Origin of the sequence: Marinovum algicola (genome assembly GCF_900109145.1) — a bacterium.
Classification (GTDB): domain Bacteria; phylum Pseudomonadota; class Alphaproteobacteria; order Rhodobacterales; family Rhodobacteraceae; genus Marinovum; species Marinovum algicola.
Window position 1 is genome coordinate 21,842 of the sequence record NZ_FNYY01000016.1, and the last position, 16,901, is coordinate 38,742.

10 protein-coding genes are annotated in these 16,901 nt (G+C 67.3%); 4 read left to right on the forward strand and 6 right to left on the reverse strand.

What is annotated here, in order from left to right; translation table 11 throughout:
• Nucleotides 1-3 precede the first annotated feature (3 nt).
• On the reverse strand, nt 4-894 hold the full coding sequence (locus BMW90_RS18655) for a LysR family transcriptional regulator (protein ID WP_074837956.1): 891 nt from the start codon (nt 892-894) through the stop codon (nt 4-6).
• Nucleotides 895-1,053: 159 nt separating this feature from the next.
• On the opposite strand from BMW90_RS18655, the gene BMW90_RS18660 reads away from it, so the two are divergent.
• The 3 genes from BMW90_RS18660 to BMW90_RS18670 all read left to right on the forward strand — a co-directional run bounded on the left by BMW90_RS18660 (nt 1,054) and on the right by BMW90_RS18670 (nt 3,182).
• Nucleotides 1,054-2,619, forward strand: coding sequence for a trimethylamine methyltransferase family protein (locus tag BMW90_RS18660; protein ID WP_074837958.1), 1,566 nt, complete (start codon nt 1,054-1,056; stop codon nt 2,617-2,619).
• 153 nt (nt 2,620-2,772) lie between these two features.
• A complete protein-coding gene (locus tag BMW90_RS18665) occupies nt 2,773-2,955 on the forward strand; it encodes a hypothetical protein (RefSeq protein ID WP_048535666.1) in 183 nt (60 codons plus the stop codon).
• On the forward strand, nt 2,952-3,182 hold the full coding sequence (locus BMW90_RS18670; RefSeq protein WP_074837959.1) for a hypothetical protein: 231 nt from the start codon (nt 2,952-2,954) through the stop codon (nt 3,180-3,182). Before BMW90_RS18665 ends, BMW90_RS18670 begins: the two co-directional genes overlap by 4 nt.
• Before the next feature lie 223 nt (nt 3,183-3,405).
• Here the strand turns inward: BMW90_RS18670 and BMW90_RS18675 are convergent, their stop codons facing one another.
• The gene (locus BMW90_RS18675) at nt 3,406-3,882 is read right to left on the reverse strand and encodes a MarR family winged helix-turn-helix transcriptional regulator (protein ID WP_170850586.1); all 477 of its coding nucleotides are present in this window, start codon (nt 3,880-3,882) and stop codon (nt 3,406-3,408) included.
• Nucleotides 3,883-3,995: 113 nt separating this feature from the next.
• On the opposite strand from BMW90_RS18675, the gene BMW90_RS18680 reads away from it, so the two are divergent.
• Nucleotides 3,996-7,208: a reductive dehalogenase gene (locus BMW90_RS18680; protein ID WP_074837961.1), complete on the forward strand. Its 3,213-nt coding sequence runs from the start codon at nt 3,996-3,998 to the stop codon at nt 7,206-7,208.
• A gap of 169 nt (nt 7,209-7,377) precedes the next feature.
• On the opposite strand, the gene BMW90_RS18685 is transcribed toward BMW90_RS18680, so the two are convergent.
• From BMW90_RS18685 to BMW90_RS18700, 4 genes are all read right to left on the reverse strand, one after another.
• Nucleotides 7,378-9,072 carry a thiamine pyrophosphate-requiring protein gene (locus BMW90_RS18685; protein WP_074837963.1) on the reverse strand — a complete coding sequence of 565 codons (1,695 nt, stop codon included), beginning with the start codon at nt 9,070-9,072 and terminating at the stop codon, nt 7,378-7,380.
• 22 nt (nt 9,073-9,094) lie between these two features.
• Complete coding sequence (gene nrtS / locus BMW90_RS18690; protein WP_074837965.1) at nt 9,095-9,349, reverse strand: nitrate/nitrite transporter NrtS; 255 nt, start codon at nt 9,347-9,349, stop codon at nt 9,095-9,097.
• Nucleotides 9,346-10,845, reverse strand: coding sequence for an aldehyde dehydrogenase family protein (locus tag BMW90_RS18695; RefSeq protein WP_074837967.1), 1,500 nt, complete (start codon nt 10,843-10,845; stop codon nt 9,346-9,348). Before BMW90_RS18695 ends, nrtS begins: the two co-directional genes overlap by 4 nt.
• Nucleotides 10,846-11,134: 289 nt before the next feature.
• Complete coding sequence (locus BMW90_RS18700) at nt 11,135-16,879, reverse strand: DUF11 domain-containing protein (RefSeq protein WP_074837969.1); 5,745 nt, start codon at nt 16,877-16,879, stop codon at nt 11,135-11,137.
• Between the last annotated feature and the right edge of the window lie 22 nt (nt 16,880-16,901).

The following is a 16,901-nucleotide window of genomic DNA, read 5'->3' on the forward strand; positions in this document are numbered from 1 at the left end:
CGGTCAGGGCGCCGCCCCGGCGCCGACCAGCCAGTCACAGAGCAGATGCGCCTGATGCGAGGCATGCGGGCTGACCTTGATGTAGAAATCCAGCGGCGAGGGCACGCTCACATCGAGCAGCGGCACCAGTCGCCCGGCGCGCTCCAGCCCCGCCGTCAACCCCTCCCAGCCCAGCACCGCGCCCATGTCGTCCTCGGCGGCCTGCAAGCCGATGACGTAATTGTTCACCCGCAGCCCGCCGCCCACCGGCCCCTCGTGCCCCAGCGCCCGGCACCAGTCGCGCCACGAGGTCCAGCCGGTCTCCGCCCGGTCGACATGGACCAGCGGCAGCCGCTCGAAATCCGCCACCCGCCGCACCGCATGCCGGGCGGCAAAGCGCGGGCTGGCCAGCGGCTTGATGCAATCGTGGATCAGCAGCCGGCAATCGCCGCTGTCGCGCGCCATGTCGCCGTAATGGATCGCCAGGTCGCTGTCCTCGCCGCCGCTGTCCAGATCGCTGACATTCTGCGCCACGGTGATATGTCCATGCGCGCGCCAGAATGCCCCCAGTCGCGGCGTCAGCCAGAGCGCGCTGACCGCGGTTGTGGCCCGGATCGTCACCGCCGGCCGGGTCGCCCGCGACCGCAGCTGATCCACCGCCCCGGCCATTTCCTCGAAGCCGCGTTGCAGCGCCACCAGCAGATAGGCGCCGGTCTCGGTCAGGCTGACCCCGCGATGATGGCGGCGAAACAGCACCTGCCGCAGCTCGGCCTCCAGCGCCTTGACCTGATGGCTGATCGCCGCCGGGGTGACGTTCAGCTCCTGCGCGGCGGCCTTGAAGCTCTCATGCCGCGCCGCGGCCTCGAAACTGGCAAGCGCGGTCAGGGGCGGCAGATCATAGGGGCTTTGCGACATGAACCTGTCTTGTGCAAGGGGGCCACGATCCGCGATCATGCTGTGCCGTGACGGGATCATGACTCAATCAATCTAAGTCATAGCCGAATATTTTTGCGATTGCCAGCCCGCCCCGCCCGGGCCGAAACTGTCGCGCAACCGCAAAGGAGCGCCGCCGCCATGCTCGACCGCACCGACAGACCTGCCCGCAAGTCCCGCCGCAAATCCCGGCCCGAACGCAGCGCCGCGCCGGGCCAGAACCCGCATCTGCATGTGCCCTTCATCCGCCGCAGGACGCCCCCCTATGACATCCTCGACCCGGCCAGCCTGGCGCGGATCGAGGCCGCCGCCGACCGCATCCTCGCCGAGATCGGCATCGAGTTCCGCGACGATCCCGAGACCGTGGAGCTGTTTCGCAAGGCCGGCGGCGTGGTCACCGATCATGGCGAGAACCGCTGGCGCATCCGCTTCGAGCCCGGGCTGATCCGCGCGCTGCTGAAAACCGCCCCCGCGCGCTTTACCCAGCACGCCCGCAACCCGGCCCGGAATGTCGAGATCGGCGGCGATGCGGTGGTCTTTGCCCCCTCCTACGGCTCGCCCTTCGTGATGGATCTCGACCGGGGCCGGCGCTACGGCACGCTCGAGGATTTCCAGAACCTGATCAAGCTCGGCCAGTCCTCGCCCTGGCTGCACCATTCCGGCGGCACCATCTGCGAACCGACCGACGTGGCGGTGAACAAACGCCATCTCGACATGGTCTACAGCCACATCCGCTATTCCGACCGGCCGTTTCTCGGCTCGATCACCGCGCCGGAACGGGCGGCGGATTCGATCAAGATGTGCCGCCTGCTGTTCGGCGCCGATTTCGTCGACCGCCATTGCGTCATCATCGGCAATTTCAACACCACCTCGCCGCTGGTGCTCGACGGGGTGACAACCCGCGGCATCCGCGAATATGCCGGCGCGGGCCAGGGCTCGATCATCCTGCCCTTCCTGCTCGGCGGCGCGGTCGCGCCGCTGACCATGGCCGGCGCGGTGGCCCAGAGCCTGGCGGAATCCATGGTCGGCTGCGCCCTCACCCAACTGGTGCGCCCCGGCGCCCCGGCGGTGCTGGCGGGGTTCCTGTCGTCGATGTCGCTGCGCTCGGGCAGCCCCACCTTCGGCACGCCGGAACCGGCCCTGGGATCGCTGGTCCTGGGCCAGCTCGCCCGGCGGCTGGGCCTGCCGCTGCGCTGCGCCGGCAATTTTAGCACCTCCAAGCGCCCTGACGGCCAGGCAATGCAACAGGCGATGATGTCGATGCTCTCGGCGGTGCAATGCGGCGCCAATTACGTCCTGCATTCCGCCGGCTTCCTCGACGGGCTGCTGTCGATGTCCTACGAGAAATTCGTGATGGATTGCGACATGTGCGGCGCGCTGCACGCCTATCTCGGCGGGGTCGAGGTCAGCGACGACAGCCTCGGCGTTGAGGCGCTGGCGCAATACGGGCCGGGCGAACATCTCTTCGGCACCGATCACACCCTGCGCCACTACCAGACCGCCTATTGGGACAGCGGGCTGAACGACGACCAGCCCTGGGAAACCTGGGACGAACAGGGCGCGGAAGATTACGCCGTCCGCGCCAATGCCCGCTGGAAACAGCTCCTGCATGACTATCAGGCGCCCCCGCTCGATTTCGACACCGACATGGCGCTGCGCGATTTCATCGCCCGTGAGAAGGCATCGAAAGAGGACATGTGGTACTGACGCCTTGCGCTGTGCAGGCGGCCATGATGGCCTGCCCCAAAGGATAGCCGGCGCGCCCTCTGCTCGGATCTCTACGCATTCGCGACCCGGATCGCGGCCGTTTCCCTTGGTAATGTGATCTCAACCGCTCAGACACCAAGGGAGCCAGAGACCATGACCAACTACATTAACAAAGCCCGGCAAGGCCGCGTCAAAGCCCTCGCCTTTCTGCAACAGAAACAGCTCGGCACCGCCGAGGGCTACGCCTCGCAAAGCCACTTCGGCACCCCGGAAATGATCCGCCGGTCCGAACTCAACCTCTGGGCGCCCGAATTCGGCGGGATGGCACGCACATGATCCTGGTTCTGCTTCTCCTCTCCATCGCCCTCGGCGGCGCCTGCGGCCTGACCGCCTTTCTCTGCGACTACGGCATGTTCCAGTCGCTGGTGATCTACGCCGTCGCCGGCCAGCTGCCCTTCCTCCTGGCGCCGCTGATGGGGCCGATGCTCGGCATCTTCACCCCGTCCGAACCCGACCGCACCCAGGCCTATCACCCTGGTTTCGCCCCTCTCGAGGCGCGCTGACCACCGCCCCTGGTGTCACGGACAGCCCGGCTTGCCTGCCTTCTGCCTCTTCCGGAGCGCGGCCCTCCAGACCGGCCCCCGGAGCTTCAGGCGCCCAAGCAAAAACAAAATACGAAGGCACCCAAGCGGGCAGCCCGGCACCGAAAGGCGCCGGGCTTTATCGTCCCGGGCGCGGGCTGGCATCACCGCCCCGAGGCCGTCCATCCCCGGCCCCGCCCCGGGCTCACAGGCTGTCGAGGTACGGCGCCTCACCGTCGATCAGCAGGTCCACCAGCTCATGCAGGGCCTGCATCTGCGCCGCCGTGAGCTTGCGGGAAAAATGCGTATTGTTGTCCTGAACCAGCGGCTTGCAGGCCATCAGCTTGCAGCGGCCCGCGGCGGTCAGCGTCAGCTGCCGGTTGCGGCCATCGTCGGGATCAAGCGTGATCTCGATCAGCCCGTCGCGGGACATCGCCTTGATCAACCGTGACAGCATCGGCCGCGTCACACCCAGGTTGTCGGCAATGCCCGACGGCGTCGAAATCCCCTCCAGCCCGATGCTGCTCAGAACGCACCAGGTCAACCGCGTCAGCCCCTGCGGCGCCAGAACCGCCTCCAGCCGCTGCTGCATCAGGCGCGAGGTCCGGCTCAACTTGAAGCCGAGCTGCTGCCGCAAGGCATACTCGGCCAGCTGCCGATCTTCGACTGTCTCTTCGCGCACAAGGGCCTCCGTCATCCGAGCCGGCAGGGTGCCGCAAATTCAATTTGCATTATTTGATTAACCATGGCAACTATAAACTCAGGCAATCTTTTACCCGACACAAGAGGCACGCCATGGGCATCCGTCTGTTCTCCGACAAGAACCGCCCCGTCCACATGGGCCGCTATCCTTCGGAACTGCTGGCGCGCAGCTGGACCCTACCGGATCTGGCGCAGGTTCCGGCCTTTGTGCCGCTGTCCTTCGACCGGTCGGACAGGCCCCATTGCATCGTCAATGCCATGCGCGAGCATCAGGCCATGCTGGACGTGATCCGCGACGGCATCGTCAACCCCGCGATGGCGGCATGCCCGACCGACCCGCTCGAGCGCGCCAACCATATCAAGGCGTTCTCCTACTTTTCCGATGCCGCCGTCACCGGGGTCTGCGCCCTGCCCCGGGCCGCGCGCCTGCCCGAGCCGCACCAGAACCCCGATGTCGCGCATCTGGCGCAACAGCTGAAAACCCGCCAGACCAAGACCTTGGCCGCCGGCATCGATCAGATCATGGCCGATCTCAAGGAGTCCGCCGAGGCGCCGCCCTCCTCGATCGACGGCCACACCCACGCGGTCGTCTTCCTCTATGAAAACCCGCGGGATCCGCGCCCCGATGAGCCCGGCACCGCCTGGTTCAAAGAGGCTTACGCCCATCGCGCGGCGCTGCTGGCGGCGGAAACCGCCTCGGTGCTGGCGAATTACCTGCGTGTTCTGGGCCATGACGCGCGGGCGCATACCGCCTCCTGCGCCGACGTCGATCTCAACCGGCTGGCGGTCGCGGCGGGGCTGGCCACGGTCGAAAACGGCGTGCTGACCCATCCCTATATCGGCACGCGCTTTGGCCTGTCCGCCATCACCACCAGCTTTGAACTCGCCCCCGATCTGCCGCTGGTGCCGCTGGAACAGCAGCCCAAAACCGCCTTTGGCACCGCCTGGAAGCTGGGGCGCGGCTTTGCCAAGAACGCCTCCAACGCCCTGCCCTACCGCACCCGCCGCTTTGTCGATGGCGCGCATCCCTTCGAAACGCTGAACCGCGTGGACACCCCCACCACCTATATCGACGAGGCCAATGTCGCCCGCGTGCCCAAGCGCGCCGACATGTTCGCCCGGTCGGTGTTCGGCGATCTCGGCAAACATGTGCAGGACGGCGCCCGTGGCGGGCATTACGTGTTCAAGGCCGCGCCCTCCACCGCGCAGCGCCGGGCGCTTGGCGCCTTTACGCTGTTGCAGGACGGTGACCCCGCGCCCGACAAGGCCCGGATCGCGCCCGAGGCCGCCGCCGATCTGATCAAGGCCACCAGCTATTTCCTCGGCCTCGATGCCGTGGGCATTTCCCGCTGCCCGGAGTGGACGTGGTACAGCCACGACGCGCGCGGCGAACCGATCCGGCCCGACCATGACCAGGCGATCAGCATGATCGTCGACCAGGGCTATGAGACCATGGAAGGCTCATCCGGCGACGACTGGATCGCCGTGGCGCAATCGATGCGCGCCTACCTGCGGTTTTCGCTCCTCGGCGGGGTGATCGCCAAACAGATCCGCAACCTCGGCTACAAGGCCAAGGCGCATACGGTGATGGATGGCGAGGTGCTGCAACCGCCGCTCCTGCTGCTGGCCGGGCTGGGCGAGGTCAGCCGCATCGGCGAGGTGATCCTGAATCCGTTTCTCGGCCCCCGGCTGAAATCCGGCGTCGTCACCACCGATCTGCCGATGACCCCGGACAAGCCGATTGATTTCGGGCTGCAAAGGTTCTGCGAAAGCTGCAACAAATGCGCCCGCGAATGCCCCTCGGGGGCGATCACCGCCGGGCCGAAACTGATGTTCAACGGCTATGAGATCTGGAAGAGCGACAGCCAGAAATGCACCACCTACCGGATCACCACCCCGGGCGGGGCGATGTGCGGGCGCTGCATGAAAACCTGCCCCTGGAACCTCGAAGGCCTGTTTGCGGAAAAGCCGTTCCGCTGGGCCGCGATGAACATGCCCGGGGCCGCGCCGCTGCTGGCCAAGCTCGATGATTACGTCGAAAACGGATCGCTGAACCCGGTCAAGAAATGGTGGTGGGATCTCGAATTGCAGGCCGATGGCGCCTATCGCCCCACCGACAAGCCGGTCAACACCCGGTCGCTGCAAACCGATCTGGATCTGAAATACGAAGATCAGACCCTGGCCGTCTATCCCGCGCCCTTGGCGCCGCCGCCGCATCCCTACCCCTTCCCGATGGACCGCGAAGCCGGGATCGAGGCCTATCAGGCGATGATCACCGCCGAGGAATACCAGCGCCGCGCCGCCGAGGGCACGCTCGAGCCCTTCCTGCACAAATACACCGCCGATGGCGAAAGCCCGGTTATCCAGGTCACGATCTCCAGGGCCGAGATCATGGCCCAGGGCGTGACGAAATACGAGTTTCGCCCGGTCGATGGCCAGCCGCTGCCCGAATGGCGCGCCGGCGCGCATCTGGATATTGTCGTCGCGCCGGATTTCCTGCGCCAGTATTCCCTGTCCGGCAATCCCGCCGACCGCGACCGTTTTCAGATCGCCGTGCTGCGCGAAGACGCCGGCCGGGGCGGCTCCAAGCTGCTGCACCGGATTTTCAACGAGGGCCGCCGGGTCTTCGTGTCGAAACCGATCAACCATTTCCCGCTGGCGCCCGAGGCCAGCCATTCGGTGCTGATGGGCGGCGGCATCGGCATCACCCCGATGCTCGCCATGGCGCATGAGCTGCACGCCGAGGGCCGGAGCTTCGAGATGCATTATTCCGGCCGGTCCCGCGACACGATGGGCTTTCTGGCCGATATCGAGGGCTTTGCCTGGGCCGACAAGGTGCAGCTCCACATCTCGAACGAAGGCAGCCGCGTCGACCTTGCCGCCATCATGCGGCGCTACGCGCCCGGCTGGCATGTCTATACCTGCGGCGGCGACCGCTACATGCGCGCCGTGATCGACGCCGCCGCCGAAGCCGGCGTCCCGGAAGAGGCGCGGCACCTGGAATATTTCTCGGTGCCCGAGCAGCCCGATTACGTGAACCACGATTTCGAGATCAGGCTGGCCAGATCCGGCAAGCGGCTCACCGTCCCGGCGGACAAGACGGCGGCGGATGTGCTGGTGGAAAACGGCTATCCCATCGACATCAAATGCGCCGACGGCATCTGCGGGGTCTGCAAATGTGGGCTGGTCTCGGGCGCGGTCGAGCACCGCGATTTCGTACTGTCCAAGGCGCAGCGCGCCTCCGGGATCATCCTGTGCCAGTCGCGGGCGGCGGAAAAGGACGGCGTTCTGGAGCTTGATCTCTAGATCGGGCGGGCCCGGATTTGCGGCCCGGCGAGGCCCGGCGGCTTTGCCGCTGATCCTGCCCGTGGCGTGAAAGCAAAAGGCCCCGCCTTCGCAGCTCGCTTCGGGCGCCGCCTCTCGTCATCTGATCCGGCGGGGCCGGTGCCGGTCAATTCGGCGCCGGCCGCTCGCCTCACTCCGGCCGCACCGCCACATCCAGGAGCACCGGCAGACGCTGGTCGCGGATGACCGTCACCGCCTCTTGCAGCACGGCCGGCAGATCCTCGGCCCGGTCCACCCGGCGCGCCCAGAGCCCGCAGGCCTCGGCCACCTGCGCATGGTCCGGGTTCGCCCCGAATTCCGTCAAAGGCACCTGCGCCGCACCCGAGGTCACACCCTCGGGATAGACCTCCAGCGCCGACAGCCGCACCGCGTCCCAGCCGGAATTGTTCAGCACCACGGTCAGCACCGGCAGCGCATTGGCCTTGGCGACCTGGTGGCAGACCACCGGATTGGCAAAGAGATGCGACCCGTCGCCCACCACGCAGACCACCAGCCGGTCGCGATCCGCAAGCTGCACGCCCAAGGCCGCCGGGCCGCCCCAGCCCAGCCCGCCGGCGGGCGTGTTGCCAAAGAACCGGTTGGCGCCAAGCTCGGGATAAAACGGCGCCGGCGCGCCCCGCTCCGACACCACAACCCCGGTTTCGCCCAGAATGCCGGAGACACATGCGGCCACGTACGCCTTGCTGGCGGTGCCGGTCGATCCGGCCCGGGCCGCCCCGGCCACGCGGGCCAGATAGGCCGCGTGGTCCGCCGCGATGGCCGCGCTGTCCCGCGCCCTGGCCGGCACGGTCTCGAGCGCCGCATCCAGCGCCGCCAGCGTGGCGGCAGTATCGCCCGCCAGCCCCAGCGTGGTGCGATACGACCGCATCGGCATCCGCGCATGCAGCGGGTCCGGCCCGACATGGATCACCTTGGCCGAGGCGCGGGGGCGGTTGTGATGTTCGATCCAGGCCACCGGCGCATCGACCACCAGCACCACATCCGCCTCCGGCAGCCGCTGCGACAGGTCCGGCCCGACCGCCATCGGATGGGTGCCGCGAAACACCTTGCGCGTGGCAAAGACCTCGGCCACCGGCAGGTCATGCGCCTCGGCCAGATGCTCCAGCACCGCCGCCACCCTACCGCCGGGATCGCCGCGCTGGCAGATGATCAGCGGATTTTCCGCCGCCGCCAGCCAGCCGGCGGCGGTGGCAATGTCCTCCTCCGCCGCCGCCCCGGCCCGCGACGGCGCCTGAAGCGGATCGGCCGCGACATCGGCGCCGGTCAGCTCGGTCAGCGGCTCGCGCGGCAGGCTGAGGTACACCGGCCCTTCCGGCGCGCTCTTGGCGACGGCCAGCGCGCGCGACAGCAGCGCCGGAACCGTTTCCGGGTAGCGCAGCTCGAAATGCCACTTCACCACGTCGCGCACCAGCGACGCCTGATCGAATTGCTCCTGCCCGTACTGGATCGGCGTGCGCCGGGCGCCGGGGCGGTCGTGTTCGGTCAGCGGCGTGCGGCCCGACATCAGCAGCACTGGCACATCGTCGGCGCGGGCATTGATCATCGCCATCGCCGCATTGGCCAGCCCGACATTGACGTGCACCATCGCCGCCTGCGGCCGCCCGGTCGCCAGCCAATAGCCATGCGCCATGCCCACCAGCGCCGATTCATGCGGCACGATCACCGGTTCCGGCAGATCGGGCGAGCCGCTGCCCACCCGCGCATAGGCTTCGACGATCGGGGCGAAATCGCTGCCTGCATTGGCAAGGAAATGATCCATGCCCTGCGCCTTCAGGCTGCGCAGCAAGAGCTCGCCGCCCGACATGGAGTTCTTGAGATCTTTCATATCGATGTTCCCTTGGTTCCCGTCAGACCCGCTGCATCCTGTCGCGCACCGCCAGCACCGAGGAATAGGTCGATACGCAATAGGGCACGAGAAAGGTCAGCCCGATCCGGGCCAGCGCGGCGCCGTCTGTCGCGCCGGCGATCAGCCGGTGGCCATGGTTGATGAGCGCCAGCACCACCCCCACCACCAGCGCGATGCGCGCGGCCCGGATCACGACGCTGCGCTCGGTGGCGATGGCCCAGAACGCCGGCGGGGTGTCTTGGCGCGCGGCGCTCACAGAAGAAAGCCCCCGGGCCCGGAAATCGAATGCGCCTCGGTAAAGGCCAGCACGCCGTCATAGCCCAGATTGCGCCCGATGCCCGAGTTCTTCACGCCACCAAACGGCCCGCGCCCGTCCTGCGCCATCGGCCCATGGCCGTTCAGATAGGTATAGCCCGCCTCCAGCCTACGCGCGACGCGCAGCGCGCGCTCGGCATCCGGCGTCCAGACCGACGAACAGAGGCCGAATTCGCTGTCATTGGCCAGCGCAACGGCCTCGTCGTCGTTGCGGAACTTCATGATCGGCAGGCAGGGGCCGAATTGTTCCTCGCGCACGATCGACAGGCCGGGATCGGCATCATAGACCAGCACCGGCTTCTGGAAATAGCCGCCACCGTCATAAAGCGCCGGGTCCGGCACCTGCCCGCATTCGCGCAGCTCCGCCCCGCTGGCGCGGGCCTCGGCGATCATGTCGGTCACCACCTTCAGCTGTCTGGCATTGTTGACCGGCCCCATGGTCGTCTCGGGCAAGAGCCCGTCGCCCACCACCGCCCGCTCGCAGGCGGCGGTAAAGCCATCGACCACCTCGTCATAGCGGCTCTCATGCACATACATCCGCTTCAGCGCCATGCAGATCTGGCCCGAAGATGCGAAGGCGGCCCAGTACATCTTGTCGAACACCGCGTCGTTCAACTCGATGTCTTCCAGCATCAGCGCCGCGTCATTGCCGCCCAGCTCCAGCGTCACCGGCGTCAGGTTCTCGGCCGCGACCTTCATCACGTGTTTGCCCACCGGCACCGAGCCGGTGAAGTTCACCTTGCGCACCAACGGATGGCCGGTCAGCACATCGCCGATCTCGCGGCTCGATCCGGTGAGCACGTTGACCACGCCGGGCGGCAGCAGTTTCGCGATGATCTGCAAGGTCAGCATCGGCGCCAGCGCCGAGTTTTCCGCCGGCTTGACCACCACGGTATTGCCGGTCACCAGCGCCTGCGGCAGCTTGGCGCCGAGGATCGACAGCGGCCAGTTCCACGGCACGATCAGCGCCGCCACCCCGCGCGGCTGGCGGGTGATGATGGTGTCGAACGCCGGGCCGGCCTCGGCCGGGCCCATCTTTTCGTCAATCGCCATGCGCTCGCCATAGGCGGCGGCCTGCATGAAGCGATCCCCCAGCCGCGACATCTCCAACAGGGTCTCGCGGGCGATCTTGCCGTGTTCGCGGGTAAAGAGCCGCGAGCGGAACTGCACATCTGCCTCATCCGCCGTCAGCGCCCCGGCCACCTCGCGCAACAGGCGCGCGCGTTCGGCAAAGCCCAGATCGGCCCAGGCCGGAAAGGCCGCATGCGCCGCGCCGACAGCGGCCTCGACATCCCTGGCCGTGGCCGCCGCCGCATGGCCCACCAGCTCTGCCGGCCGCGCCGGGTTGAACAGGTCATAGGTCGCCCCGTTCGATGCCGGGCGCGCCGCGCCATCCACAAAGATCCCGGTCTCTACAATCCGGTCCATGGTGCTCATGCCGGCCTCCTCCCCTTGTTTCTGATCCGCCACGCCGGCGCGAACGCCGCAGCCCTGCTGATGCGTGCTTTGTATCCAAAAAACGCGGATACCCTCCCATATGACATATTCGTAGCATGAACGTATCCGTATTTCAAGAACGGATGCATATTCCGCCAAACACCGGCAACATCGCGACAAATGCTCGATCAATGTATTCAAAGCGGCCGAGACCCGGGCTCCGACGCCCTCTCGCAAAAACGCCCCCGCATCGCTGCGGGGGCGCATGGCCTTGCGATCGCCGGGGCCGTCAGCCGCCGAGAAACCGGTCGAGCTGGTCCCACAGGCTGTCGTCCAGCTTCAGCCGCAGCTTGAGGTAAAACCCGTCCTCGAAGATGGCGCTGTCATAAGGCAGGGTTTCGCGGGCGTGGGTATACCCCAGCGATACCATCACCCCCTCATCCACCACCAGCCCCGCCTCGACCCCCAGCGCCTGGCTGGAAAAGCCGCTGTTGTCCCACATGTGGTAGGCATTGACCGAGGCCTCGAGCCGGTTGGCGATCACCTCGCCGGTCACCCCGGCCTGCACCAGCTGCATCAGCCCGGTCGCATCGGCGCCGTTCTCGAAGCCCTGGGCGCTGTACTGGCCGGCGTATTTGCCGTTCAGCCGCAGCCGCGGGTTGGCGTCCCAGGTGCCGGCGACCGACCAGAGATGATCGACGCTGCGGATGGTGTTCACCTCGAGTCGGTTCTCGTACCAGGCCAGCACATTGGCCCGCGCCTCGTTTTTCGGCCGATAGGACATGCCGGTGCGCAGCCGGTGCCGGTGCTTGTCGGCGCCGTCGCGGCCGTCAAAGGCGTAGCGGCTGCGCGCCAGCAAGGTCAGATCGGGCGAGACCTGCCCGGCCAGGCCAAGATCGGTAAACGCGGTATAGCCGGCCGACTCGACGGTCTGGTCAAACGCGGCCTCGCCGATCCACCGGCCATCTTCCGAGGTCCACTTGGCCCCAAGCGCCAGGCTGGTCAGGCCGCTGTCGGCCGCGCCCAGGTCAAAGCTGTGCTCCAGCCCGGCGCGCAGCGAGACCCGTTCGCTCAGCTCCCATTTGCCATCGAGGCCCTGCACGACCCGGGTGCCCTGATCGACGGCCGAGGTCATCTCGGACCGGCCGGTCAGCCATTCGGTCATGCGGTATTCGGCGCCGATCTGCGCATCGGTCAGCGCGTCGCCCAGCGGCCCGAAGGACAGTTCGGCCTGGCCAAAGATCCGCAGCCCGTCGCGCAGCTCGTAATCGCCACCGATCCGCAGCGTGCCCTGCTCGACCCCGACGAGCGGCAATTCGAGATCGAAGGAGAGTTTCACGCCCGGCGTGCTCTCGGGCCGCCATTCGGCGTTCTGCACCCAGAGCAGCTCGGTGCCCTCGTCGGCATCGGCTTGCAGATCGCGCGACAGGCGCAGCGCGTCGGTCCGGCGGGTGGTCTCGCTGATCTTGCGGCGCACCCCCAGCTCGGCATTGGCGCGTTCGGTCCCGGCAATCCGGTCCTGCACGTATTCCGCGCTGGCGGTCAGCGCCGCGGTCTCGGTCAGCTTGGTCTCATACGACAGCTTGGCCTGGGTCGTGCCGGGGCGCACCGGCGCACCGGGCGGGGCGAAATCCTCGCTCGCGGTCGAGGCCTCGATCTGGAATCGGCTCTCGTCGGTGGCGTATTCGTAGGCGATCCGCGCCGCCGTGCCCTGCGCGCCCTGTCCATTCTCGGACCGGGCGATCTCGGCGGTGACGCTGGCGTTGCGGCTCAGCTGGTGTTCGACAAAACCGGCATCGATGGCAAAGCGCTCGTCGCTGCCCTCGCGCCCGTCAGACCGCACCACCCGCACCCCGGCGCGGCTGCGCTCGGAGAGGTCGATCCCGGCTTCGGCACCGTACAGCCAATAGGTCTCGTCGCCCTCGCCTTCGATCTGATAGGTCACCCGCACCGAGATCGGGTTGCCCTCCTCGTCGGCCTGCCGCAGCGGGGTGTCAAAGATGATCGTGTTGCGGAAATAATCCAGCGTGTAGTCGATCAGCCGCCGCAGCCGCGTGGTCGACAGGATCTCGCCGGTGTCTTCGTCGCGCACCAGCAGCTCCACCAGGTCCGAGCCCTCGCGGAAATCGCGCAGGTCGATGTCATAGGGCCCCGAGATGCCGCGGCCGCGAAGCTCGACGGTGCGGCTTTTCTGCGCCGTGCGCGCGGCAAAGACGGTCACCCGGGCGGTCTCGCCTTCCCAATGCGCCTTCACGCCGGTGGTCACATCGCGGTAGCCGCCCAGCTTGAAGGCCGGATCCTCGGGTTCGATGGCGATATCGCCATAGAGGATGTAAGAGGCGCCCTTCTCGACCTTGACGAAGAGGTTGGTCGAGGATTGCGCGTCGAACCCGCGTTCGGAATTGTCGCCGTAGACCGGGTAATATTCATCGGCGCGAATGTCGCGGAACAGCCGGTCCTCGGTGTCGCGATCCGAGCTGTAGCGCAGGGTCAGCAGCGCGTCGCCACGGATCCGGCCCTTGAGATAGACCTCGCCGCGCAGGCCCGAAACGCTGTCCTCAAAGGGGCTGAGCGCGGTGTCCTCGACGTGCAGCGCCCCGTCCCGCAGACCGACCGCGCCTTCGATCAGGCCGACCAGAATGCGATCGGCCAGGTCGGGCTTGAACAGGATGCGGGTGCTGGCGTCGCCAAAGCCGCTTTGCACGCCGATGGTCTCGGGGCCGGCGTTCTGCGGCGCCAGCAGATCATAGGTCGCCTCGCCATTGTCGAGATAGACCTGCACCCCGGGCTGATCGTCGCGGATGTCGGTCACGTCCCATTCGGCGTTGCGCGCCATCAGCGTCACCACGGCGGCGGCCTGCGCCGGGTTGCCGCGCGCGTCGAGAATGCGCACCAGCACCGGGATCGCGCTGCCGGGGGCGGCCTGGGCCTCGGCCGGGGCGACGATCTCGATCCGCGCCGGATCGCCGGGGGCGGTGATGGTGATCTCGGCGGATTTGCGGGCGATGCCAAAGGGATCGGTGCCGCTCAGCCGGATCTTGTTGGCGCCGGGATTGAGCCGCAGGGCGATATATTCCTTGGCCTGAAGGTTGCCGCCTTCCCAGACCGCATGTTCCCCCACCCGGTCGCCGCCGACCTCCTTGCCATTGACCTCGAGCCGCAGGGTCAGATCCGCCGGGCCCTTCACCCGCAGCTTGAGGCTGCGGCGGCTGACCCGGTCGCCATCGGCAAGCCCGAGAAAGCCAAAGCCCTGATCGAGCTGCTTGATGATCTCTTCCAGCGTGCCGGGCTGATTGGCGGCCTCGGTCTGATCGGCCGGCAGGTCCGCGGCACCGGTCAGCGGTGTCTGGCTGCCATAGACCTGGGTGGTGGTCGCAAGTCCGGCCTCGGAGCGCGCCGAACGGCTGTCCGGGTTGCCGCCGTCGATCGGCAGATCCGAGAGCAGCTTGGCCTCGCCGTCGTCGCGGTCCTGCATCGCCTCGGCACGGCGCTGCACCTCGGCAAAGGCGGCCGGGGTACAGCCTTCGAGCGGGAAATTCTCGGCCCGTAGCTCGCCCCGCTTGAGCGCCACCAGCCGCGAGCCGGCTTGCAGCATGTCGGCGGTCCGCGACACCCGCGGTTTCGCCGAAAGCGGCAGGGTCGAGGATTGCAGCGCCAGCACATGGCTGATCGGTTTCAGCCCGAACAGCGAATATTTTCCATCGCGGTCGGTAACCACCGCCAGCCCCTGCTGGGTGACAAGACGCACGCCGGGCACACCGATCTCGGCGTCACCGTCCATGATGCCGTTTTCGTTGCAGTCGAGAAAGACCGAGCCGAGGATCGTGCCTTCGCGCGAAAACACCCCGCCCTCGGCGTTCAGCCGCACCTTGGCGCGGGCGATGTTCGACAGCCGGCGCTGGCCGGTGCCGGCCTGATCGCCGAACAGCACCGCCTCGTTGATCCGGTCGCCGCTCTTGGTGGTGGGGGTGAAGCGCAGCACATATTCCAGCGTCACGCTCTCCAGCGGCGCCAGATCGCCAAGCTCGAAGACCACCGCGCCGGCGCCATCGGCCTGCGGATCGTCGATCTTTTCGCCGGCCAGCCGGGCCGAGTCGCCGACCATCACCGCATTGCGCGGCAGCCGGTCCGAGATCCGCGCCCCGATCAGCGCCTGGTTCATGTTGTTGGTGGCGGTCAGGGTGTAGAGCACGAATTCGCCCGATTGCACCTTGGTCTTGTTGGCGGATTTCTCCAGCGCCAGCGGCACGCCGTAAAACGGATCAAGCGGGATGTCCATCCGCGCCATCATGCCGCCGCCATGGGTCCAGACCTGACCGAAGGAGGCCCGCGGCATCACCTTCCGGCCATAGCCGCCAAAGGCATCGCGCACCGAGGGAAAGCTGTATTCGGCGGGCGGGCGCACCATCAGGCTGTAATCGCCGGGCACGGCCTGGCCCATCGCGGCAAAACCGTCGGGCCCCGAGGTCGAGGTGGCGACAACGGTGCCCGAGGCATCGGTCAGCTCGATCACCGCGCCGGCGACAGCGGCGTTGGTGACGCTGTCGAACACCATCAGGCCGGGGGTGATCATCAGGTCGTCGGCGGCGGAAATCCCGGCGCAGACCACCAGGCCCGACAGCAGGTCACCCTGCACCGAGGCCATCACGCCATCGCCCGCCACCGGAGTCAGCATCTCGGCGATCGGCAGCGCGGCGGTGTCGAAAATACCGGTGTTGGGGCCGGTTTCGGTGGCGGTGACATATTCCACATCGCCGGTGATGGTGCTGCGCACCTCGATCTCGACCCGGTCGATCTCGCGGCTGATGTTGCAGGCGCCGGACACCACGCGCAGCGCGGTATCGGTGCCGGGATCGGTGAAATCGACGCGCTCGTCGGTCTGCGGATCGACGAAATCGAGCGTGATGCTGGCCTCGGCCGCCCCGGCCAGGCGCACCCGGTTCGAGGGCACCTGATGCATGCGCGAGGCGCCTTCGACAAAGGTCTCGGCGATGTTGAGCACTTCGCCGGCGCTCAGCGCGAGCGGGCGCAGCACGGTGAAATGCACCTCGCGGAACTGGCCCACCGGATAGGCCCCGCGGTGAAAGAACGCCACCGCGTCGACGGTGGCCGGATCGGCCGGCCGGGACGAGACATATTGTTGCTCCGGCGTACCTTGCAGATGGTAGAGCGTGACCAGCGACATGGTGCTGCCGGCCGAGACGAACTCGGTGTTGAGCGGGATCGCATCGCGCACCACCACGCCGGTGGCGGCCGTGCCGTCGATCATGATCGGCGCGCCGTTGACGCTGTCATAGGCGGCAACCGGGCTTTGCGAATTGTTGTAGAGCCGCAGGCGATAGGTGATCTGCGTGCCTTCGGCGGTCTGCATGTGGCTGAAGGTCTTTTCCAGCTGCAAGGCGGCATCGACGATCTCGACGCTGCCCATCGCCTGGCCGTGGCTGGCGGCGGCGACGGCGCCGTTGGCGGATTTGCCACTGGCCATCAGCTCGGACATCAGGGTATCGCCGGGGGTGGCGTCATGGGCCACGTCAAAGACATAGATCAGCGCGAGGGTCTCGTCGACGCCCAGCGTCACGGTCTCGCCCATGGCAATCTCGCGGTCGGCGCTGTCGACGATGCCGTTGCCGTTGACGTCGATGAACAGGCTGCGGTCGGTGATCACCCCGGTGGTGCCGCTGTCGGCGACGTCGAAATCCATCTCGAGCACCACGTTGCCCACGTTGGTCACGTCATACTGATGAAACGAGGTGGCGCCGCGCGCCAGGATCAGGTCGCTTCGGCCCGAGAGCTCGAAGGCCGGAACGGCGACAACCGTGGCGGCGACGGTGTTGGAACGGACGGTTTCGACCAGGCCGAGGCGGGCGTTGAAATAGCTCGCGGTGGCGGTGTTGCGGATGATCAGCCCGGCGCTGGCGGTCTGGCTGCCGGCGGTCTGGGCAAAGGCGACCGCCGCGCCGCAGGTGGCTGCCATGATGAAGGCGAGCAGGAGCGGCGCGAAAAGCTTGAACCAGTCTATTCTTGAGAACCACATGAAACACAACCCGAACTCTGAA

Excerpts from the sequence above, each read along its gene's own strand:
- BMW90_RS18655 (WP_074837956.1), bottom strand. The coding sequence starts at position 894 with ATGTCGCAAAGCCCCTATGATCTGCCGCCCCTGACCGCGCTTGCCAGT.
- BMW90_RS18660 (WP_074837958.1), top strand. The coding sequence starts at position 1,054 with ATGCTCGACCGCACCGACAGACCTGCCCGCAAGTCCCGCCGCAAATCC.
- BMW90_RS18665 (WP_048535666.1), top strand. The coding sequence starts at position 2,773 with ATGACCAACTACATTAACAAAGCCCGGCAAGGCCGCGTCAAAGCCCTC.
- BMW90_RS18670 (WP_074837959.1), top strand. The coding sequence starts at position 2,952 with ATGATCCTGGTTCTGCTTCTCCTCTCCATCGCCCTCGGCGGCGCCTGC.
- BMW90_RS18680 (WP_074837961.1), top strand. The coding sequence starts at position 3,996 with ATGGGCATCCGTCTGTTCTCCGACAAGAACCGCCCCGTCCACATGGGC.
- BMW90_RS18685 (WP_074837963.1), bottom strand. The coding sequence starts at position 9,072 with ATGAAAGATCTCAAGAACTCCATGTCGGGCGGCGAGCTCTTGCTGCGC.
- BMW90_RS18695 (WP_074837967.1), bottom strand. The coding sequence starts at position 10,845 with ATGAGCACCATGGACCGGATTGTAGAGACCGGGATCTTTGTGGATGGC.
- BMW90_RS18700 (WP_074837969.1), bottom strand. The coding sequence starts at position 16,879 with ATGTGGTTCTCAAGAATAGACTGGTTCAAGCTTTTCGCGCCGCTCCTG.